Here is a 19401-nt window from a genome sequence, read left to right on the forward strand (position 1 = left end):
ACATTTTTAGATGTCTGAGGCAACGGTTTTGAGTTTCAAAAAGTATTTAGTGTAACTTTTATGCAAAGTTGAGGATTAATCAATTGCTGGCTAAGAAATACGGGATGAGCATCGAACAGGCAATTGCGGCGAACGCGAATGTCATCAATCCTGCCAAAGAAGTTGGTTTGGATTTCAATTTTGATAAACTGCAGCCGAAAATTGATATAATGATTGACCGCTATCCAAACATTCGGGCAGTTTTATTTCCGTAGCGGTCTGCATATTCAAACGAAAGTAGCTTGCTTTCCTGTAAAGCTGCTTTTACGGTTTTCTGATCGTGATTAAGTTAAGTGTGTCTGGTACCAGGCCAAAAATGTTTCTTGCAATTTGTTGTAGCAGGTTGATAACTTCAATGTGATCTGGCAGTTGACGGTGATTAATTGTATTGAGGACGACGTTGTTTCAAATGACCGAAAAAATGCCAATCACTGACGACAAACAGTTGGAGGCGGAGCGGCTAGGTATCCCTTTATTGAAGGAGAAGGTTGCAAAAAGCAATAATGAGTGGGTGAAAAATGGGTGTTACAGACATAATTGGCCATGCTTAATAAGAGAACCTCAGGCATAAAATTTGCCTGAGGTTTCTTTCACCGTTAGAGTGATGTGCGTCAGGAAAACAGAGCTGATAGTCTTGACGTTTTCTTAACCTCGAAATGATGGGATACAGTATTTCACGACAGATCGGGGTTGCTAATCCATTTCATGCCAGGACATTTAGACTTGTAAGACTCGTTGTGCTGGTGTTTTGATTATCCTGGTATTGTTGAAAAAGAGACAGTAAATCCTGCTTTGTTTTTGAAGTCTGATTCCATTCGGTTTCATCCAGGATACTAAGACTGCCCATGGTTTCACGGATTTGCATGTAATTCTGTGAAATACCTCCATTTGGCGGACTTTCCGAAAACGGGACGAGGCTTTTTATTTCCTCGAGATCAAAGCCGTTGGTTTTGATAGCATCGGCTAAGGCACTGCTTTCGCTAATACTGGCTTCTTGCAATGCGGTGATGATAGCAGTGGCATCTTCTTCGGTGAGTTCAGAAGCATCATATTCTTCAAGAATTGAACTGATGATGTCTTCCTGTTCCGATGTCAGAGAAGTTGCATCGGATGATTCAGATGTAGCACTGACTTCCGGTGGCGGTGGTGGTGGCGGACCTTTTGGTGGCGGCTTTGAACCATCAACCTGGCTGGTTTCACTGGTATCGCTGGATGTCGTTTGCTTGGTTTGATAGGCCTGCCAAAGACTGGCAGCACTACTACTTTGACTGATTGAACTGATCATTTTGGGTTCTCCTTTCATAATAATTTGCAGCAGTAAGGGGGATTACGCCATGGTGAATAGTATCAATTGACGTGCGATGCGGCCATTGACCTGCCATCTGCTGCGGGCCGAGGATAAACTTTCAATAATGAGATGTCGAAAAGCAAATAAAAGTATCCTAATCTGAAGTATAGCGGATGGAACTTGAATAGACATTGAATGAAGCAATTCAAGCCTGGCAGGCAGTAGTGCCAGGAGACTCTTAACTTAAGCCATTTAAAAATACCCAGCAAGTCATAGAATCCTGGGGTCGGATCATGTATAATAATGAAGGAAAAGATGTGAGAATTACGGTTGTTGTGAAGAAAGAAAGAGGCTTAAGATGAATCATGATATTTTATATCGCAGCGAGGAATTTATTTTTTCTTATCGAATTGCCGGTGTGCTGGTAAAGAATGAAAGAATACTTTTGCAAAAACCCCGAAATGACGATGGTTACTCGATACCGGGAGGCCATGTGCGCAGGGGGGAGACTTCCCAGGAAGCTTTGATCCGGGAATTCAAGGAAGAAATCAATGCGGATATTCAAGTTGAGAAATTGCTTTTTGTGGGCGAGAATTTTTTCCCCTGGGGCAATCGACCCTGTCAGCAAATCAGTCTCTATTATCATATTTTATTGCGGGATGATACGCAAATTCCGTTGGAAGGGGTGTTTAAGGTCATTGACGAACTGGAAAATATGCAAATTGATTTGGATTTTTGCTGGATTCTCTTGTCCGAATTAAAAAAGGTGAAGTTTTATCCAACGAATCTCGTAGACGACTTAATTACCCTGCCGGAAAATGTCAAACATTTTGTTTTCAAGCAAGCACCATGAGTCGCCGAATCGATTTTTCTGGCCCCGGGTCATTTGAAATTTTAGTAAAAAATGGAAAGGAAAAATATGATGAAAAGAATCGCAGTGGTTTTGGCTTTGATGGGGTGTTTGTTGCTGGTGACTGGCTGCGAGAGCGAGGCCGAAAAGGTTTCTTACAATTTGTCGCAGCAGGCGGATAACTTTAATGTGATCCGTCAGTTGACGGTGATTAATTGTATTGAGGGCGACGTTTTGTTCCAGATGACCGGCAAAATGTCAATCACTGCCGACACCGCCGACAATCAGTTGGAAGTCATCGTTGAAGATGAGGATGGCAGTTATAAAAAGCATTTTATCGGGTTAAGCGACAACGTCACCTATGTGCTGGAAGATTTAGGTGAGAACACGGTTTCGAAATATAAGTATACCCTGAATTACAATCCGAAGATGTGGATTCCCGTTGAGATTCAGACCATCGATTAGGCGGTCAGAGTCACCGTTCTTGGTGCCACGGCAAACGGTTTTGCCGGGCCAGCCATGACGCCATAAAAAAATGAATCAGATGGATCATGATTTTGGACTGATGATGGGTTTTATTATGACCCTGGGTTTTGCCATGGTCGCGGTCCCGGGGGCTCCCGGCGGCGCCATCATGACGGCCTTGCCATTTTTGTCGATTATCGGCATTGCCATTGACAGTCCCCTGGCAAGTTTGATGATTGCCATCTAGATCAGTCAGGACAGTTTCGCGACGGCCTGCAATGTGTCCGGCGACAATGCCATCAGCCTGATGGTTCAGAAATTCTATGATCAGATGGTTCAAAAAAACCGGCTGGGGTCGCAGCAGTTCCCGTTGAAGAAGTCCCCGTTGAAGTTTGACAAAAACCTTCCCGCCGGGTCCGATGACACCAGCGGGAAGGTTTTTGTGTGCTATGATACATTGTAAATTTTGATACGATCCTAAAGAGCGTTTAGCCAGCGGGTGAGGTCGGTCAGCGGCGGGACGCTGCCGGCGTGTTTGAGTTGACCATTGATGATTAAAACTGGGGTCATTAGAATTCCGACACCCTTAGCAGCCTGTTCGTAAGGCTGTAAATACTGATCCAAAGCGTAAGTCCAGCCAAACTGATTGTAAGGTTCGTAGGGAAGATTTTCCGGGTCATCCCGGCGATCATAACACTGATTCAGTAAAACGGGATCGATGGGTAGATCGAGAAGGCGGGCCACATTCTTTGCGGTGCCCGGGATCAGACCTTGCGTGTGGGCAAAATCGCTGGCTTTCGGATCGGTATAGGCAAGATGTCGCACCGTTGCCGCTTTATTTTCTGCACTTACGATGGTTTCAATGAGATGGGTCAGCAAGCCACATCGGGGACATGGCGGGTTGGTTCCGATAATCCAAATTTCATGCATGTAAAAGGTCTCCTTTTTTCTTGATGTTGCAAAGCTTATTTTGATGATGGATCGATTGTGCGACGGGCCTCTGATAAAATGCCGGCAATAGTATTTTGATAGGTTTCCAGGGTTTCGATCCAATTTTTTAAGCAGGTTTGACCGGAGGGGTTGATGCGGTAGATTTTTTTAGCGGCTCCGGTTCCGTTGACGTCCCATTCCGCCGCAATCAGGTTTTTTTGCTCTAAATGTTTAAGGGTCCGATACACGCCGGTACGGTCAATCTTATCACCGTGGATCATTTTTCGAATTTCTAATTCATGGATAATGCGATACCCATGTAAATTCTGACTGGCTAAAATGGTCAGGATTTGGGGCTGCAATAATTTATCAAGGGTCCCCCCCTGGCAAGAACATTTGGCTTGCTGGTTTAATGAACCTTCACTACTATTAGACATACACTACTACCTCCAGATCAGATTTAACATAGCCTGATTATTTATGCAACCAGTATTTCGGGGTAAGCTGAAAATATTGTTGCAGCTTTGCCGGCGGTTGATGAGGTTGTTTAACTTCCCGCGTTTCATTTTTTTAGTAAAAACCAGTTTTTTTCGTTGTGATGCAATTTGGGCTCAGTTTCTTGCACAAAGCACCATCCGGCGGTGGTTGGCGGGGGGGCCAAAAGATGATACAATAAAGTCAGAAAAAAATGATGAGACCGTGGAGGTAAGATGCGACGTTCAGAACGTGAAGTAACCAGTGAAGCAGAAATTTTGGCAATCATCAGCGGCTGTAAGGTGTTACGGTTGGGCCTGGTGGATGATGGCAAACCCTATGTGGTGCCTTTGAACTTTGGCTATACGATGGCCGGATCGGAGTTGACGATCTATCTCCATTGTGCTCCTAAAGGCCGCAAGCTGGCGGTGCTCGAAAAGAATCCCCAGGTCTGTATTGAAATGGATCGGATGGCTCAACTGATCACCGGGGCCAGTGGCTGTGATTACAGCTGCAATTTTGAGAGTTTGATTGGCGACGGCCAGGCCGTGATTCTGACCGATGGGGCCGAAAAAATAACGGCTCTGAACCAGATTATGAAACACCAGACCGGCCGGGATGATTTTTCTTTTGAGCCCCGGATGGTGACGATGACAACGGTGATTGCGGTGACCTTACAGCAGTATACGGTTAAACGGCACTAATGGAACAGGCTGGGCGAACCGCCAAAGCGGCGCGATGAGCTGTAAATGAACAAATATTAAAGGGTGAAAGCCCAAGCCAGGATAAAAAAATCCTTCCCGCGACTGTCCCATGACAGTGCCGGAAGGATTTTAATTGTTTTACCGGGAGATTCCCGACTAACACGTCACCGTCGATTCCAACGGAGGCTTCATATTCGTTATAATAAACATGAAAATGTGGTTTGTGATGCTGAAAATTATCACTGTATAGCATCCGGATAACAATATTATAAAATCGGCATAACTCTGGTATTTGGCATTTCCTGTATGTTATCTTGATTATAACGCTTATTTTACAGTTTCTCAATAAAAATTGAAGCTGCTCATCAAAGTTCATAAAGACTGGGAAAAATCTTGCTTTCGAAAAATACGGTAAAGACGGGGAAAGGAGAGCAGAAATGCCCTTTCGACAGGCACAAAAAACCCCCCATCCTTTTGCAATTCGCCCTTTAAAGCGTTATAATAAAACCAGTTTAGATGTGAGAGGATAACAGCATGACAGAAATTGAGAAACGTGACGCGGCTAGAGCCTTTGTGACCGACTGGCAGGATAAAGGCTATGAAAAAGGACACAGTCAGCCTTTCTGGCTGGTGCTGTTGCGGGACGTCTATGGGGTGGCTAGACCCGAGCAGCAAATCAGCTTTGAAGATCAGGTGATGCTGGATCATACCAGCTTTATTGACGGCTACATCCCCGAGACCCATGTGTTAATTGAACAGAAAGGGAATGACCGGGATCTGCGCAAGGCCATACGCCAGTCCGACGGCAGCTACTTGACGCCGTTTCAGCAGGCCAAGCGATATTCTGCCAATCTGCCTTATTCCCGGCGACCCCGCTGGATTGTGACCTGCAATTTTAAAGCGTTTCTGGTCTACGACATGGAAAACCCCAATGGTGAGCCCGAGGAAATCCTCCTGGCCAACCTGCACGAGGAAACCTACCGCCTGGAATTTCTGGTCGATGCCCAGAATGAGGCGATCATCCGGGAAATGGAGATTTCCATCAAGGCCGGTGAAATCGTCGGCAAGTTTTACGATGCCCTGCTTAAGCAGTATCGAGATCCCGAAAATCCCGAGTCCTTAAAAAGCCTGAACATGCTCTGCGTCCGCCTGGTCTTTTGCCTCTATGCCGAAGACGCCGGGATTTTTGGTAAGCACGGGATCTTTAAGGATTATCTCAAGCGCTACCTCAACCCCGCCGATGTCCGAAAGGCTCTGATTGAGCTCTTTGCAGTGCTCAATCAAACCGTCGCCGAACGGGATCCATATATGGAACCGGCGCTGGGGGCGTTTCCCTATGTCAATGGCGGGCTCTTTGCCACTGAAAAAATCGAAATCCCCGGCTTCTCCCAGGAAATTGTTGATCTGCTGATTCACGATGCCTCCGAGGATTTTGACTGGCAGGAAATCAGCCCGACCATTTTCGGCGCCGTCTTTGAAAGCACCTTAAACCCCGAGACCCGGCGTTCCGGGGGGATGCACTATACCTCCATCGAGAACATTCACAAGGTCATCGACCCCTTGTTTCTTGATGATTTAAAGGACGAATTTGACCAGCTTAAGGAGGAGCCCGTCGAAAAGACCAGAAACCGCAATCTTTCCACCTTTCAAGAAAAACTGGCGGGGCTCAATTTTCTGGATCCCGCCTGTGGCTCGGGGAATTTTCTGACCGAATCCTACCTGGCCCTGCGACAGCTGGAAAATGACGTCTTAAAAGTGTTGCTGGGCGATCAGATCCGCATTGGTAGCGATCTGCATTCGCCGATTAAAGTGTCGATTCATCAGTTTTACGGCATTGAGATCAACGATTTTGCCGTTTCGGTCGGTAAGACCGCCCTCTGGATTGCCGAAGCCCAGATGATGAAAAAGACCGAGGACATCGTCCATATGCATCTGGATTTCCTGCCGCTGAAATCCTACGCCAACATTATCGAGGGCAACGCCCTGCAAATCGCCTGGGAAACCGTGGTGCCGCCAACAGAACTTGATTTTGTGATGGGGAACCCACCATTTGTGGGCTATTCGCTGCAATCAAAGGCCCAGAAAAATGATCTGCTGGCGGTTTATGTCGATGAAGCCGGTAAACCCTATAAAAGTGCCGGAAAAATTGATTTTGTGGCCGGCTGGTATTTCAAAGCTGCCCAGCTGATGGACGGCACAGGCATCCGCACTGCCTTTGTCTCGACCAATTCGATTACCCAGGGGGAACAGGTGGCCGGGGTCTTTAAACCGCTGTATGAGTGCTTTGGGATTCACTTCGATTTTGCCTACCGAACCTTTAAATGGGCCAGCGAAGCCAGTGATCAGGCCGCTGTCCACTGTGTCATTGTCGGCTTTAGTCAGGCGCCTAACCCGGCAGACAAACGGATTTATAGCGGCGAAGCCATCAGCAATAAGGTGGAACAGATTAATTCCTATCTGGTGGAAGCGCCGGTGGTGTTTATTGAAAATATCAAGAAGCCTTTATGCGACGTACCTGAAATGACCACCGGGAATCGGCCAGCTGATGGGGGACATCTTCTGATCTTTGCTGATGATTATGAATCGTTTATTAAAAAAGAGCCAAAAGCAAAGAAATTCATTAAAAAATTTGTCGGTGCTGCTGAATTTATCAACAACAAAAAACGCTGGTGTCTCTGGTTAGTGGATGCGTCACCGGCAGAGATACGCAGCATGCCCCTGGTGAAAGAGCGGGTAGAACGCTGTCGCCTTGACCGCTTGAATGCGCCGGACGTTGGCAGGCAGAAATTGGCAGAAAAACCGGCATTCTTTCGGGAGATAAAGAACCCGAAATCATATGTGTTGGTACCAAGCACATCATCTGAAAACAGACGATATATTCCTATCGGGTTTCTTGACGACACATCCATTCCAAGCAATTCTACAATCATTTTACCTGATGCCACCCTTTACCATTTCGGTATTCTCACTTCTAACGTCCATATGGCCTGGATGCGTGTCGTGGCAGGGCGGTTAAAAAGTGACTACCGCTACTCCATCAATATCGTCTATAACAATTTCCCCTGGCCCAGCCCCACCGTCGCTCAGCAGGCCCTGATCGAAAAAACCGCTCAGGCCATTCTGGATGCCCGAGCCCTCTATCCCGATTGCAGCCTGGCCGATCTCTATGATGAGATCACTATGCCCAAAGAGCTGCGCCGGGCTCACCAGGCCAACGACAAAGCGGTGCTAGCCGCCTATGGTTTCGATAAAAACATCCGTGAGTCCCAATGCGTCGCCGAACTGATGCGGTTGAATCAGGCGTTGACCGAGAAGTAGCTAAGTAGGTGGGAAGGCATCATCTTACCAGAAGAAGCAACATAAATGGCATGCGTAACTTTGTCAATGCTGAGTGAAAAGATGATCAGAATCGTGTTTATCGTTGAAGGAACCACCGATGAGGATGGTTTGAGCGGTAAAGCGTAAGAGTTGTCTTGGATAGAATTAAAAAAAACTGATCAGAAAAAGTCGTGTTTAATTTAAAATTAAACCGGCTTTTTTTATGTCGAAAATCTAATACTTTCCCTTCACTAGGGCGTTTAAAGCCAGTATCCTAGGATGCTAAAATGAAATCAAATAAAGGAAAGGAGGATTACCAATGGCACTGACGAGCGATTTTTTAACCAAAAAAGTTCAGATCCGATCTAACCATGGCATGGTCGATGGCAAGGAAAAAATCACGACCTGGAACCGGATGGCTTGGTGGGACCACTCACCGAAAACCGACTGTTTCGGGAACAGTTGTCAGTGATTTCAATGGATGGCGATGGCGCCACCCCGCACTTTACCAAGGGCAAATTTGCCTGCGATTGTCAGGGCGCTTATTGTGACGGCTTTCCGGGAGCCATGGATCTGTGGCTGATGCTCAAGCTTGAAGCTCTGCGTAACGCACTGGATTCTCTGGTGATCATTACCTCTGGGCTCCGGTGCGAAATCCGCAACGGCGAGGTGGGCGGCATCCCTAGATCCAAACACCGCATCGGACAGGCCGCTGATCTCTACGCCCCAGGTATTGATATTGAAAGAGTGGCCAGCATCGCCGAAAGTCTGGGGCTCACCACCATCCTTTATCAGGAGCAGGGCTTTGTTCACTGCGAGGTGTAATGAAAATCACTGAAGTCTCACTGGTCTTTGCCCTGTTAGGCGGGGTGCTCGGCCAAATGCTCGGCGGCTTTGATGGGTTTTTACAATGTCTGATCGCCTTTGTGGTGATGGACTACTTAACCGGAGTGCTCTGTGCGCTTCAGAAAAAGAAACTTTCCAGCGCCCAGGGCTTCCGGGGCATCCTCAAAAAAATCCTGATCTTTATGGTCGTAGGGATGGGCCATCTGCTGGATATCACCCTACTGGGCGGAGCCGGTGCCCCCCTGCGGGTGGCGATGATCGGCTTCTACCTCTCCAATGAAGGCTTGAGTATTCTGGAAAACCTCGGACGGCTGGGGGTGCCTTTACCGAAGCGGCTGGAAGCCGTGATTCGGGAATTGGGGGAGGAGGAAGAGAAACACAAAGAATAAATGGTTCTAGATGATAAACAAGCAACGAGTTAATAAACTCACAAGAGTCAATCTTGCGAGTTTATTTTTTTGCCCAATCACCGATAAAAACTTTCCATCAATGCCATTAAATGATACAATAGTTCCATTGGAATCGATTAAAGTAATGGTTTGGATAAGTTGTTATCGTTAACGGATTAAGCTGCATGTTGATGGGCGGGGTGAAGATTCTAAAATATAGCAATAGAGAAGCATTGGCTGTGATAGATAGAAGAGAAGACAGCAATGATTTTTTCAGTTCGATAATAAATTTTGATGTTATATATACGTTTACTCAGACGAAATGATCTCCATACCAAATAAAACTCTATAAACATAAGGTGATATATTGAAATGAATAAAATAACTTTCCCACCACCATTTCTAAATTATGTATCAAATAGTCCGAGCTACTTTTCATTACAACGATCAATGTATGATAAAGCTATTGAAAATCTATGTATAGCTGAGTACCAAGAGAGAGCTGATGTATGTAGTAATATTCTGCGTTATAATAACAGTGATGAATACTTAAATTCGGCTAGAATGATTGAAAAGCTGAGTGAATTACCAGAATTGTCTTTTTGTGATGTTGAAAAAATGCTCGAAGATGAAAAAAAAGATCAAGAGACCATTCAATTTCTTGTAGATCATGAAAATTTGTCAACTCTAAAACCAGAAGAATTGTCTTTTATCTACACTGCGTTGGGACTTAGTCCAGAAAAAAACAAAAGAACTTTAAATAACTGGCTTATAAATTTTGATAGTTTAACAGACCAGGAAATAAAAAAAATTGAAGATGCTAAAAATAATAAAAGTGGTCCAATTGGTGGATTAGTAGATATTTTTCGTACTGGATTATTAGTTGATTACGGAGATGGCACAAATTTTATCGATTTAATTAGACAAGGTCGCCAACGCTATTATTATCGTGGTGAAAACGCATTTTATGGCTCCAGTAAGGCTAATTACTTTCGGAATTTTGTTGGTAAAACTGATAAAGATCGTATGAAAATTATCATTAGCCAATTGCAACTATTTAGTTTTATTCGTTTTCTTGAGAAATTTGACATATGCAAAAAATGGTCGTATGGTCAAATTTTTCCATACGCGATTGCACAGCATTATGGGTTTCCAACTAATCTGATGGATGTTACGAGTAATTTAGATGTAGCCCTTTTTTTCGCTTGCTGTAAATATGATAATTATACAAAGAAATGGCTACCTTTAGAACGAACTGATTTTGAAAAAGTTGATTCCAGAAAAAATGTTGCTAATATTGGGGGAGATTCCCGTTATGCTGTTATTCACAGAGCTTTGTCAGAAATTGTTGATTGGGCATATTATGTTGAGAATAAAGGGATTAAATTAACGAAAGTTATGCCTATTGGTTACCAACCATTCATGCGTTGTAATTATCAATATGGGTATCTGATTCGGACGAATAGTGAATATGATATGTATAAAGATCAGACATTTGAAAAATTTAAAATTCCTCTCTCAGAAAAACTCTGCAAAATGGTATATGAAAAAATGGAGCAAGGGGAAAAAATCTATCCAAATGATGGTTTAAGTGAATGTGAGGATATAATTGAAAGCATTAAAAAATCCAAATCCTTTTATCTCTGCGATTTAGAACCAACTGCCAAAGAGTTTTGGCCAAACGCACCCACACCTTATGTCAGAGATAGACTTGAAGATAATGGATGTTCATTTCATGAATACGAAAAAGAATTGAGCCCTAGACGAATTAAACGTATTGCTAAATTAAACAAAAATTGGAGAGGTTTCGATTTTGAAAAACACTACGGTTTTTCAGTTAAAATGAGACCTATGATAACAATAGGCGGAGATACATTAGTTGAAGAAAATATGGATGGAACGTATTCAATAATAAATAAGGGTGTTCACGTACTGCCAGTGCTGGGATCAGATTAACTGAAATTATACTTTACGGAGGAAAGTGCACTTAACTTCAATACGACACTGCAATCAATTCTGATAGCAGGGAAGCTTATCAGTCTATAGAAAGGATACAAATCATTGAAAAAGAGTGAATTTTTAACGAATGATTCCGTGCAGAATTTTATGCACTGGTTGGAAAAGAAAATGGATCGTACGAATTCTTTTAATCACGATTATAATATGAAGAAGCCCATCATGCATTGGGAATGCAATTCAATCTTTTCAGCTTATGAAAATTATTGCTGGTCATTCAGATACAACGATCCGATCAATGGAAGAGTCGTTAACGGTAAAACATTTGATGAAAGTGCATTAGCGTTAACACGGTTGTCACAGGGATTAAGAAAGAGTCTTCAGGATTCTGAACCAGAAGCATGTCGAAAATACTGCTGTTCGATTTTGCAGTGGGGTGGCGTCCTAGCAAATAATGATAAGCGGGTCAATGGACTTGGCATGGAGATCTGCTATTATCTCAAGGAAATCCAAAACAGCATGACCGATGATCGTTCATCCGAAGCGTATTATCAACGTGAGATGATCATGAACTCTGGCTTTACAAAAATCTATTCTTTATATATTGATGGTTTTATTATTTATGATGGCCGAGTTGGTGCCGCTTTGGGGTTGCTGGTGCGGCTTTTCTGCGAGGAGTATTCGCTGGCGAAGGTTCCTGATGAATTGTTGTTTGCCTGGGGCAAAGGAAAAGAAAGCTCCTATCAACGGAGTGCTGTGAATCGGCGTAATCCCGGCAGTGACAAATATACTTTCCCTGAACTGAGTAACAATCCCAAGCGACATACTGAAAACAATATTCGGGCGAACTGGCTGTTGAAAGAAATTGCTGAGCGAACGGATTCCAAATTTAATCAATTTGATGGAGCTTTGAAAATGAGAGCCATTGAGGCAGCATTATTCATGATCGGTTATCAGGTCAACGGTTAACTACTGGTAGCAGGTACACATATACAAAATTATTGCTAATAAATGGAGGAATGAAAAATGTCGAAATGGTCGAAGATAGCAATGTATGGAAAAGCTGCAGTTAAAGTGATTGCACCAAGTGCTTTGGTTCTTATAGAAAAAACAGGTACTGAATTTATTGAAAAACAGAAAAACCTTATAAAAATACCTGATTTAAAAGACGTCTATATTGATGAAGCATTGCGAGTTCTAAAAGACGAACTAAATTTGATTCCAACATCGGCGATTGCAAATCCTAATTTAGCGTATGTTGATGAAAGTGAAAATGAAGTGATGTATTCTGAACCAAGATTCGGCTCGCGGGTCAATCCAGGAACGGCAGTTAAGGTTTACTATCTCACTCAAGAAGTAATTGATAAGAGCAAAAAGTTATTAGAAACCGTTGTTCATGAATTTAAAGTTCCGAGAATCATTGGGGCTAATCTCTATGAAGCACGAGAAGACCTTGAAAGCTTAGGCCTAAAAGTTGCTGTGAAATTAGAAAAACCAAGCTTGAAATTTGTCAGTAAAGACGATGGACAGGTCACTCGAGTCACTTATCCAAATGATCAAAAGATCGGCTCAAAACTAAAAACCGGCGAGCGAGTTCTGATTTATTATGTCAATGAAGAAGTAATCTTAAAGAGTCGGTCTATAAAAGAAAAAATTGATAAAGATCGGCGTGAAATAATCAATAAAATCGGTAAAATTAGTAAAGACGTATCAGATGGTTTTTGCACCGGGGTTGCGGATACGCACAAAACGGTCGTTAAAAAAATCGGCAAACCGTTTGCAAAGAAAAAATCAAGTTCAGATATGAGAAAATAAACGGTTAAGTAGTCGGTGCCAGCACATTAGAGCAGAATATTTTTACAGAGGTATGAAATGAAAATAGAAGTCGGCGAATCATTGATGCTATCGTGGCTGCGGCATGTAAAAGAATGCCAGATCGCCCAGACTAATTGGAAAGCATCATCTCACTGGGAACTGAAAAATCAGGATAAAATCGAACAATTGCTGAAAAATTCTGCAAATTGTTTTAGCAAAAAATTCGGTTATGATCTGTTTAAAGCCAACAGTGGCTTGTCACAGATTTTGGCACAGGCCGAAATTGATGCGCTTGGTATCACATCTGATGGGACACACAGTAAAATTTATGCAATTGATGTTGCCTTTCACGAGGCGGGTCTTAACTATGGTTCGAAAGAGGAAACGGTAACCCGTGTTATTAAAAAATGCATTCGCACGGCGATGTGTATTTACGGGTATTTTGGTTTAAGTAGTGGCACAATCATTTTTGCCTCGCCCAAAATTAATCCGAGTGTTATGATAGCGATCAATGAATGCATGAGTGACATGACTGCAGTTCTAGAGACAGCCGATCTTGATTTTGACGTGCGGATCATTGCCAATGACGATTTTAGAGAGAGCATTCTGGAACCAGTTTTGAGCATGCTTGGTGAGGTTTCGGATACGTCTGAATTATTCATGCGAAGTTTGCAGATGTATAATCTATTTGTTAATACTGAAACCAGAGTCAATAAGAATCAAAGAGCTTCATCGCCTGGACGGATTACGCCAGAAATAGTTAAAATTGAAAATACCGATATTGATGGGCTCAAAGAAATGAAAATTGGTGCGATTGTCAGAACAGTCTTTCGGAGTATGCTTGAAGATGGAGCTGTTTCACATGAAGAAGTTAAAAAAATGCAGACGCGAGAATATTCTAAGGAAACTTTCGATATTCAATTTCCGTTATTATTAAAAACGGAAACAACTGGCGGGATTAAGCCGGTCAGATATTATGCAAACCCTGTATGCATTTATGGCATAAATTATTTTCTCTGTTCAGAATGGTATGAAGTACCCGCAAACAACGATCGACCTTATTTGATGAAGTGGCTTATTTTACACAAAAAGAGCAGGTGATTAATTGCAAAACGTTTACTAACAGCGAAAAAAGATGAGATGATCATAATGCTCATACTTAATGAAAATGAGATTGTCCAGTAAATCAATTAAGCAGAAGCGAAAGGTTGCTAATAGCGGATTGATTGATGATAGTTCGTAAGGTGATCATTAAGCTGGAAGCATTTTGGATGAGTATCATACCATCTTACTGACGCAATCATTTCTCCATATTAAAATACTTTCTGATCAAAATTCAATCAAACGAAATGAATTGACTACAAAACTGATAGAATGCAAAAAAATTGTTGAATTAATCGGAGAGCCGGTTATAAGAAATTTTTATATGATGAAGATAAAAAATCTTGAAGTAGAATATCGGTCACCTGAATTGGGAAAAATCATAGATAATTTCGAAAAACTGGACAAAATTGATCAATCAAGCTTAATTCAGTATATCGTTGAAACTAAAGGAGTAGATAACAAATGATAAAAATTTCATTATCAAAGGAAATTGAAGAAAAGCATTTTAAATATTGTTCAGAGAATATTTTGCCAGGAATTAAGAAAGCGAACCTTTTTTCTGTTGACAAGATAGAATTTAAGTTGGAACCGTGTTTTGATATTCAAGTGTTTAATCAAGAGGAAAAAAACTTTTGGGCCTATATCATAGAAAATTTCGAAGAGATTTCAATTGGTAAACCTGATGTATTACGAAAGCATGATAAAAAGATAAAAAAATTGTTCGCAACAGTTGCAAAGGGTATTGAAGTTTTAAAATCAAAAAATAAAAATACTAAATCATACAGCCAATATTTGTTAGAAAAATTTCGTTATGAAGAGTTTAAATCGGAAGATTTGTTTGACATTCTTTTAAAGAAAACAAAGAAACGGAGTAATATAAAAAATTATTCGTTTGAAGTTCAAAAATTAATGATCAAAGATCTTTTAAAATACTTACCAAGTAAGAAGAGAATAATATATGAATCATTTTTCGAAAATGGTACAATAAAAAATCTGAAGAGATCTGATTTTGAAATAGGGTTTAAAAATTTAGGGATCGATTTGACGATACATAATTTCAAGAATATGATTACTTCAGTAGATGCTTGGTCAGATTATACATTTGTGATGGAAAGTAGCATTCGAGTTTGTCCTTATTGTAACAGACAATATATAACACCGGTGTTTTCTGATAATGGAAAACTAAGAGGAGAGATCGATCATTTTTTACCCAAAAGTATCTATCCGTATTTCTCAATGTCATTGTACAATATGATACCGGTTTGTCATACTTGTAATCACATTAAGGGGGATAAAAAATTTGGATTTGATAGTATTAATCCTTTTGAGGAAAGTTTGAACGATCATTTTACATTTGAAGTGAATCCAGTGACGCAAGAACTCACTATAAAAACTTGTGATAAAAATGATGAAGCAATTAAATTACATATCGATACTTTAAAATTAAAATCGCTTTATGGTTATCATAATAACCAAGCGCTAGAACTTTTGAAAAAAAGGAGTATGTATCCCGACATATATATTATAGAACTATTTAAAGTCTATGGCGAATCGTTTGTTTCAATTGAAGAGTTTAAGGAATTTATAGTTGGTTATATTGCGGACGAAAACCAATTGAATAATGAAGCGTTTTTGAAACTAAGACGTGACATAGCAAAGCAATTAAATTTTTTAACCGAACCTGCTGAAGCTGCTCAAATAAAAGAATTAAAAAAATTGCAAAAAATTTGTAGTGCGAACTGAATTTACAGGAGAGTGTTATAAATCTTTTGAATCAGGCATAGAAAAGGGTTTAGTATGGAATTAATTTACATTTGGATAAATAAAACTAAAAATCAAGTTATAAACGATTGTGGGGTTTGTTTCAACAAATCTTATTTTATTAATTTCAACAAGCATAAACATGAACTAATGATAAGAAAAAACCATGCAAATATCGGTGTGTTAACAGATGAAGTCATAACAGGGTTATCTGCGATTGTGGGTAATAATGGATCAGGTAAAACAACTATTATTGATCATATTTTTCATACTTCATTGATAAAAACAAAAGATTTAGGTATAGAAAATGAGCAGATTAGATTTGAAATAGAAACAATTCAAATCTATGTAAATAAATCAGCAACAGATGAGAAAATAAATGTTTTCTTCAATTTGCCTTGTAGAATAAAATATGATTTAGAGAATCTAAGAGGAGATGAAATTGTAGAATACGATATAAATGAGTTAAATAAAGATTACTACAGTGAGACACGTTCAGATAACTCACATCCAAATTCGATTTCAAAGGTATTTTTAACAAATAGTAGCCAGAAATCAAAATATTCACATGAAGATGGTGATGGGCAAGAGCATAATATTAGCTTGAATCCAAAAACAATAGAAAACTTATCTAGAACATTTTATTCATCAAAGACACAGATCTTCTTAGGTGTAGGGGTAAATAATTTATTTAATAACTTCCAGAAATTCATGATCAGGTCACGTTCGATGGAAACATTTCAATCGCTATGTGATGTTTGCTATTATAACAATTTGAGAAAAGCAAACAAAGATAGTTTTGTAAAAAAAAATAACTATATAAAATTATCAGTAACATCAATTTTGAATAATTCTAAAGACTTTTTAACTGAGTTTTCACAAAAACCATTAGGGGTTGATGCAAATTGGGAAACAACGATTAAAAAAGAAATTCAGAATATTATCTTGTATAGTCCCCAAGAAAAATGGGGATTTATCGAACCGGATCAAATTGAAGACTCATTTACCAAAATTGGTCATTTTAAAAACAGATATGATAAAACTAACATTATTTTGCAATTGATTTTAAATTTAATATTTGAATTGCGATGCTGTGGTTTTATGAGTGAAAATGATATTGAGACTCTAATGGGAATTAATGAGATTGATAAAATTAAAACAACTATAAAAAAATTCGTTGAAAAGTATGAAAAAAAAATTCTTAAAGCTTATTATAAAAGTGCGATCGATGAGATTGAGGAGCTTGAAATTATTCTTAAAGAATGTTCCTGTGTTGCAGATAATCTAGGGTATATCAAATTTGATTGTAATCCGAAAAACGATTTTGAGGAGGACAAATTGGAGAAGCCATGGATTAAGATTTATGAATATATTGAGAATTATACTCGTGCCAAAAGATTTTTTGTTTTAAAATATTTAAATATAACTATTGAACATATGTCATCAGGTGAACGGGCACTATTGAATTTTTTTTCATGGTTGCATATAGTACCATTTTTTGATTCAATTAAAGGTTTTGAAAATGGTAGAATTAATAATAATGTTTTAATTCTGATAGATGAAATTGATTTATATTGCCATCCAGAATGGCAACGACAGTTTATAAATATCCTTATGAATGAATTGAAAGTGGAGTTTAGAGAAAGAAAAGTTCAAGTTGTTTTCACAACTCATTCACCGATTATACTTTCCGATATACCAGATGATAACGTTGTATATCTTGAAAATGCACATGTAGTAAATAGATTTGAAAAAACTTTTGCTCAAAATATTTATACGCTTTATAATGATGCTTTTTTTCTTAGGGAAACGATTGGTGAATGTTCAAAAAAAATTATTGTAGAAGTTGACGAAAATTTAAAACGACATGAGATTAAGCTTAACGAAAACAATTTCAGAATGAATTTTTACGAAGATGATACAATGCAGTATTGCAAAAAAATAACTGCGATCATAGGTGAACCAATTATCAGAAAATCTTTTGAAAGAAGGATAAAGAAAATTGAACAGAATTATAGGTCTGTCAATTTAAAAGAGTTAATTATTCTATTTGATAGTTTAGAAAAAACGGAACGAATGGAAATGATACAGTACATAATTGAGACTAGTGAAGAATAATAATCAATACACTTACAGTGCTAGGAGTAGGCCCCTGTGCTAGGCACAATTAACTTATTGAGCAATCGAGGCATCATTGTTCATGATCAGTTATCAGGTCAATGGTTGACTACAAGTGCCAGACATGCTTTACAAGGATACAAAACGCAAAAATTCATATTTCTGGAGGAAATGATTAATGGTCGAGAACATTAAAAAAAATGAGATTTCAAAAGCTATGATGAATGTTGAATACTATTCTGCTGTTCTTAAAGATGAAGTAGCGTTAGAAAAATGTACAAAACTACCATTAGTAAGTATTGCTGCGTTGGGTACAGCTTTTCCTACCTTGCCTGATGCATTTCGAACCGTTACCCAAACGTTTGAAACCGGTGGAATGGGCTACTACAAGGCTGACTTCCCGGAAGGTGTTTTGGGAGAACTTGTAAAAGCGAAAGATGGCACTGGATTTCGTGGACTCATTCAGGGAGCAAATGGTCAAATTACTGGCCAACCGGTATTTGTACCGGCAGCTGGTAACTCCGTAACCTTGACCACAAAAATGGCTTACGATCCTACGTTGCTGTTAATTGCAGTTGCACTGATAAGCATCGATAAAAAACTGGCAGAAATCCTTGAAACTTCACACGAAATTTTTGAATTTTTGAAACAAAAAGAAAAAGCAAAACAGCGGGGTAACCTGAATGTTTTGGAGGATGTTTTAAATAATTACAAATTCAACTGGGACAATGAAAAATATAAAACCAACAAACACATTCATGTTCAGGAAATCAAACGGGAGGCGGAGCAGAGCATTATTTTCTATCGGGAACGGATCGTTAAAAAAATGAATAAAAAAATAGGGAATCTTTTCATTCATCATGACCAGGATGTCAAAGGCAAGCTGGAAGAAGTTCATGCTGAGCTCAAAGAATATCAACTGGCGTTATATTTGTTTGCCTTTTCGTCCTTTCTTGAAGTGATGTTACTGGAAAACTTTGGATCGGCATACCTTGAAGGTACCGTTCATAAAATAGAGGATTATTCTTTTCAATATCGTGAATTATATACAAAATGCTATAACCAGATTGAAGAATATGTCAAGTCTTCGATCAATTCATCTTTGCTAGAAGGATTTGCATCGATAAATAAATTTGCCGGAGATGCGGTGGCAAAGATTCCCTTTATCTGTGATTCACAGATTGATGAAACTCTGATTGAAGCAAGTAATCAATTGGAAAAATTATGTTCAAGAAAGACTGTACAGACAATGAAGAAATTTGAAAACAACCAAAATAACTGTGTCCATCCATTCATAGAAAATATCAACACCGTTAATAGGCTGTATAATCAACCGATGGAGCT

Annotated in this window: 21 protein-coding genes; 17 read left to right on the forward strand and 4 right to left on the reverse strand. The window is 39.9% G+C overall.

The features are described from left to right. Window positions 1–83: 83 nt before the first annotated feature. Entirely contained in the window at window positions 84–254 is a 171-nt protein-coding gene (locus tag U2P91_RS16850; RefSeq protein ID WP_322520058.1) for a hypothetical protein, read from the forward strand. A 488-nt stretch (window positions 255–742) separates the two neighbouring features. On the opposite strand, the gene U2P91_RS16855 is transcribed toward U2P91_RS16850, so the two are convergent. Beyond that, window positions 743–1324: a hypothetical protein gene (locus U2P91_RS16855; protein WP_111886768.1), complete on the reverse strand. Its 582-nt coding sequence runs from the start codon at window positions 1322–1324 to the stop codon at window positions 743–745. Between the two features lie 361 nt (window positions 1325–1685). Here U2P91_RS16855 and U2P91_RS16860 point away from each other — a divergent pair, with 361 nt between their 5' ends. The 3 genes from U2P91_RS16860 (at window position 1686) to U2P91_RS16870 (ending at window position 2889) form a co-directional block, all read left to right on the forward strand. Then, on the forward strand, window positions 1686–2180 hold the full coding sequence (locus U2P91_RS16860) for an NUDIX hydrolase (RefSeq protein WP_111886769.1): 495 nt from the start codon (window positions 1686–1688) through the stop codon (window positions 2178–2180). A gap of 69 nt (window positions 2181–2249) precedes the next feature. Further along, window positions 2250–2642 carry a hypothetical protein gene (locus U2P91_RS16865; protein WP_111886770.1) on the forward strand — a complete coding sequence of 131 codons (393 nt, stop codon included), beginning with the start codon at window positions 2250–2252 and terminating at the stop codon, window positions 2640–2642. Window positions 2643–2712: 70 nt separating this feature from the next. Continuing rightward, on the forward strand, window positions 2713–2889 hold the full coding sequence (locus U2P91_RS16870; protein WP_204355456.1) for a hypothetical protein: 177 nt from the start codon (window positions 2713–2715) through the stop codon (window positions 2887–2889). Between the two features lie 230 nt (window positions 2890–3119). On the opposite strand, the gene U2P91_RS16875 is transcribed toward U2P91_RS16870, so the two are convergent. Together U2P91_RS16875 and U2P91_RS16880 are read right to left on the reverse strand one after the other, a co-directional pair. Continuing rightward, a complete protein-coding gene (locus U2P91_RS16875; RefSeq protein ID WP_111886771.1) occupies window positions 3120–3572 on the reverse strand; it encodes a thioredoxin family protein in 453 nt (150 codons plus the stop codon). Window positions 3573–3607: 35 nt separating this feature from the next. Further along, entirely contained in the window at window positions 3608–4009 is a 402-nt protein-coding gene (locus U2P91_RS16880) for a helix-turn-helix transcriptional regulator (RefSeq protein WP_111886772.1), read from the reverse strand. A gap of 273 nt (window positions 4010–4282) precedes the next feature. Between U2P91_RS16880 and U2P91_RS16885 the strand changes: the two genes are divergently transcribed. Then, window positions 4283–4750, forward strand: a complete 468-nt coding sequence (locus tag U2P91_RS16885; protein ID WP_111886773.1) for a pyridoxamine 5'-phosphate oxidase family protein — start codon at window positions 4283–4285, stop codon at window positions 4748–4750. Here U2P91_RS16885 and U2P91_RS16890 read toward each other — a convergent pair. After that, window positions 4737–5126 carry a DUF4160 domain-containing protein gene (locus tag U2P91_RS16890; RefSeq protein WP_322520059.1) on the reverse strand — a complete coding sequence of 130 codons (390 nt, stop codon included), beginning with the start codon at window positions 5124–5126 and terminating at the stop codon, window positions 4737–4739. The genes U2P91_RS16885 and U2P91_RS16890 overlap by 14 nt on opposite strands. A 158-nt stretch (window positions 5127–5284) precedes the next feature. Here U2P91_RS16890 and U2P91_RS16895 point away from each other — a divergent pair, with 158 nt between their 5' ends. The 12 genes from U2P91_RS16895 to U2P91_RS16950 form a co-directional block, all read left to right on the forward strand. Beyond that, entirely contained in the window at window positions 5285–8068 is a 2784-nt protein-coding gene (locus U2P91_RS16895; protein ID WP_322520060.1) for a DNA methyltransferase, read from the forward strand. Window positions 8069–8387: 319 nt separating this feature from the next. Then, on the forward strand, window positions 8388–8540 hold the full coding sequence (locus tag U2P91_RS16900; protein WP_322520061.1) for a hypothetical protein: 153 nt from the start codon (window positions 8388–8390) through the stop codon (window positions 8538–8540). Beyond that, on the forward strand, window positions 8492–8893 hold the full coding sequence (locus tag U2P91_RS16905) for a D-Ala-D-Ala carboxypeptidase family metallohydrolase (RefSeq protein ID WP_162624384.1): 402 nt from the start codon (window positions 8492–8494) through the stop codon (window positions 8891–8893). Before U2P91_RS16900 ends, U2P91_RS16905 begins: the two co-directional genes overlap by 49 nt. Further along, window positions 8893–9303 carry a phage holin family protein gene (locus U2P91_RS16910; RefSeq protein ID WP_111886776.1) on the forward strand — a complete coding sequence of 137 codons (411 nt, stop codon included), beginning with the start codon at window positions 8893–8895 and terminating at the stop codon, window positions 9301–9303. Before U2P91_RS16905 ends, U2P91_RS16910 begins: the two co-directional genes overlap by 1 nt. 372 nt (window positions 9304–9675) lie before the next feature. After that, window positions 9676–11259: an FRG domain-containing protein gene (locus tag U2P91_RS16915; RefSeq protein WP_111886777.1), complete on the forward strand. Its 1584-nt coding sequence runs from the start codon at window positions 9676–9678 to the stop codon at window positions 11257–11259. A gap of 105 nt (window positions 11260–11364) precedes the next feature. Then, window positions 11365–12228 carry a hypothetical protein gene (locus U2P91_RS16920; protein WP_111886778.1) on the forward strand — a complete coding sequence of 288 codons (864 nt, stop codon included), beginning with the start codon at window positions 11365–11367 and terminating at the stop codon, window positions 12226–12228. A 57-nt stretch (window positions 12229–12285) separates the two neighbouring features. Further along, window positions 12286–13074 (forward strand): PASTA domain-containing protein, encoded by a 789-nt coding sequence (locus tag U2P91_RS16925; protein WP_111886779.1) that lies wholly within the window; start codon window positions 12286–12288, stop codon window positions 13072–13074. Between the two features lie 57 nt (window positions 13075–13131). Then, complete coding sequence (locus U2P91_RS16930) at window positions 13132–14175, forward strand: hypothetical protein (RefSeq protein WP_111886780.1); 1044 nt, start codon at window positions 13132–13134, stop codon at window positions 14173–14175. Between the two features lie 166 nt (window positions 14176–14341). Beyond that, window positions 14342–14644, forward strand: a complete 303-nt coding sequence (locus tag U2P91_RS16935; RefSeq protein WP_111886781.1) for a hypothetical protein — start codon at window positions 14342–14344, stop codon at window positions 14642–14644. Then, on the forward strand, window positions 14641–15921 hold the full coding sequence (locus U2P91_RS16940; protein WP_111886782.1) for an HNH endonuclease domain-containing protein: 1281 nt from the start codon (window positions 14641–14643) through the stop codon (window positions 15919–15921). The genes U2P91_RS16935 and U2P91_RS16940 overlap by 4 nt, the downstream gene beginning before the upstream one ends. Before the next feature lie 54 nt (window positions 15922–15975). Continuing rightward, window positions 15976–18057, forward strand: a complete 2082-nt coding sequence (locus U2P91_RS16945; RefSeq protein WP_111886783.1) for an AAA family ATPase — start codon at window positions 15976–15978, stop codon at window positions 18055–18057. Between the two features lie 178 nt (window positions 18058–18235). Continuing rightward, on the forward strand, window positions 18236–19401 hold a 1166-nt coding region (locus U2P91_RS16950; RefSeq protein ID WP_322520062.1), incomplete at its 3' end, for a hypothetical protein.

It is taken from the genome of Acetobacterium sp. K1/6, from assembly GCF_034438075.1.
Taxonomy (GTDB): Bacteria; Bacillota; Clostridia; order Eubacteriales; family Eubacteriaceae; genus Acetobacterium; species Acetobacterium carbinolicum.

Excerpts from the sequence above, each read along its gene's own strand:
- U2P91_RS16895 (WP_322520060.1), top strand. The coding sequence starts at position 5,285 with ATGACAGAAATTGAGAAACGTGACGCGGCTAGAGCCTTTGTGACCGAC.
- U2P91_RS16900 (WP_322520061.1), top strand. The coding sequence starts at position 8,388 with ATGGCACTGACGAGCGATTTTTTAACCAAAAAAGTTCAGATCCGATCT.
- U2P91_RS16870 (WP_204355456.1), top strand. The coding sequence starts at position 2,713 with ATGAATCAGATGGATCATGATTTTGGACTGATGATGGGTTTTATTATG.
- U2P91_RS16880 (WP_111886772.1), bottom strand. The coding sequence starts at position 4,009 with ATGTCTAATAGTAGTGAAGGTTCATTAAACCAGCAAGCCAAATGTTCT.
- U2P91_RS16865 (WP_111886770.1), top strand. The coding sequence starts at position 2,250 with ATGAAAAGAATCGCAGTGGTTTTGGCTTTGATGGGGTGTTTGTTGCTG.
- U2P91_RS16930 (WP_111886780.1), top strand. The coding sequence starts at position 13,132 with ATGAAAATAGAAGTCGGCGAATCATTGATGCTATCGTGGCTGCGGCAT.
- U2P91_RS16910 (WP_111886776.1), top strand. The coding sequence starts at position 8,893 with ATGAAAATCACTGAAGTCTCACTGGTCTTTGCCCTGTTAGGCGGGGTG.
- U2P91_RS16915 (WP_111886777.1), top strand. The coding sequence starts at position 9,676 with ATGAATAAAATAACTTTCCCACCACCATTTCTAAATTATGTATCAAAT.
- U2P91_RS16925 (WP_111886779.1), top strand. The coding sequence starts at position 12,286 with ATGTCGAAATGGTCGAAGATAGCAATGTATGGAAAAGCTGCAGTTAAA.
- U2P91_RS16885 (WP_111886773.1), top strand. The coding sequence starts at position 4,283 with ATGCGACGTTCAGAACGTGAAGTAACCAGTGAAGCAGAAATTTTGGCA.
- U2P91_RS16860 (WP_111886769.1), top strand. The coding sequence starts at position 1,686 with ATGAATCATGATATTTTATATCGCAGCGAGGAATTTATTTTTTCTTAT.
- U2P91_RS16855 (WP_111886768.1), bottom strand. The coding sequence starts at position 1,324 with ATGATCAGTTCAATCAGTCAAAGTAGTAGTGCTGCCAGTCTTTGGCAG.
- U2P91_RS16945 (WP_111886783.1), top strand. The coding sequence starts at position 15,976 with ATGGAATTAATTTACATTTGGATAAATAAAACTAAAAATCAAGTTATA.
- U2P91_RS16890 (WP_322520059.1), bottom strand. The coding sequence starts at position 5,126 with ATGAACTTTGATGAGCAGCTTCAATTTTTATTGAGAAACTGTAAAATA.
- U2P91_RS16875 (WP_111886771.1), bottom strand. The coding sequence starts at position 3,572 with ATGCATGAAATTTGGATTATCGGAACCAACCCGCCATGTCCCCGATGT.
- U2P91_RS16940 (WP_111886782.1), top strand. The coding sequence starts at position 14,641 with ATGATAAAAATTTCATTATCAAAGGAAATTGAAGAAAAGCATTTTAAA.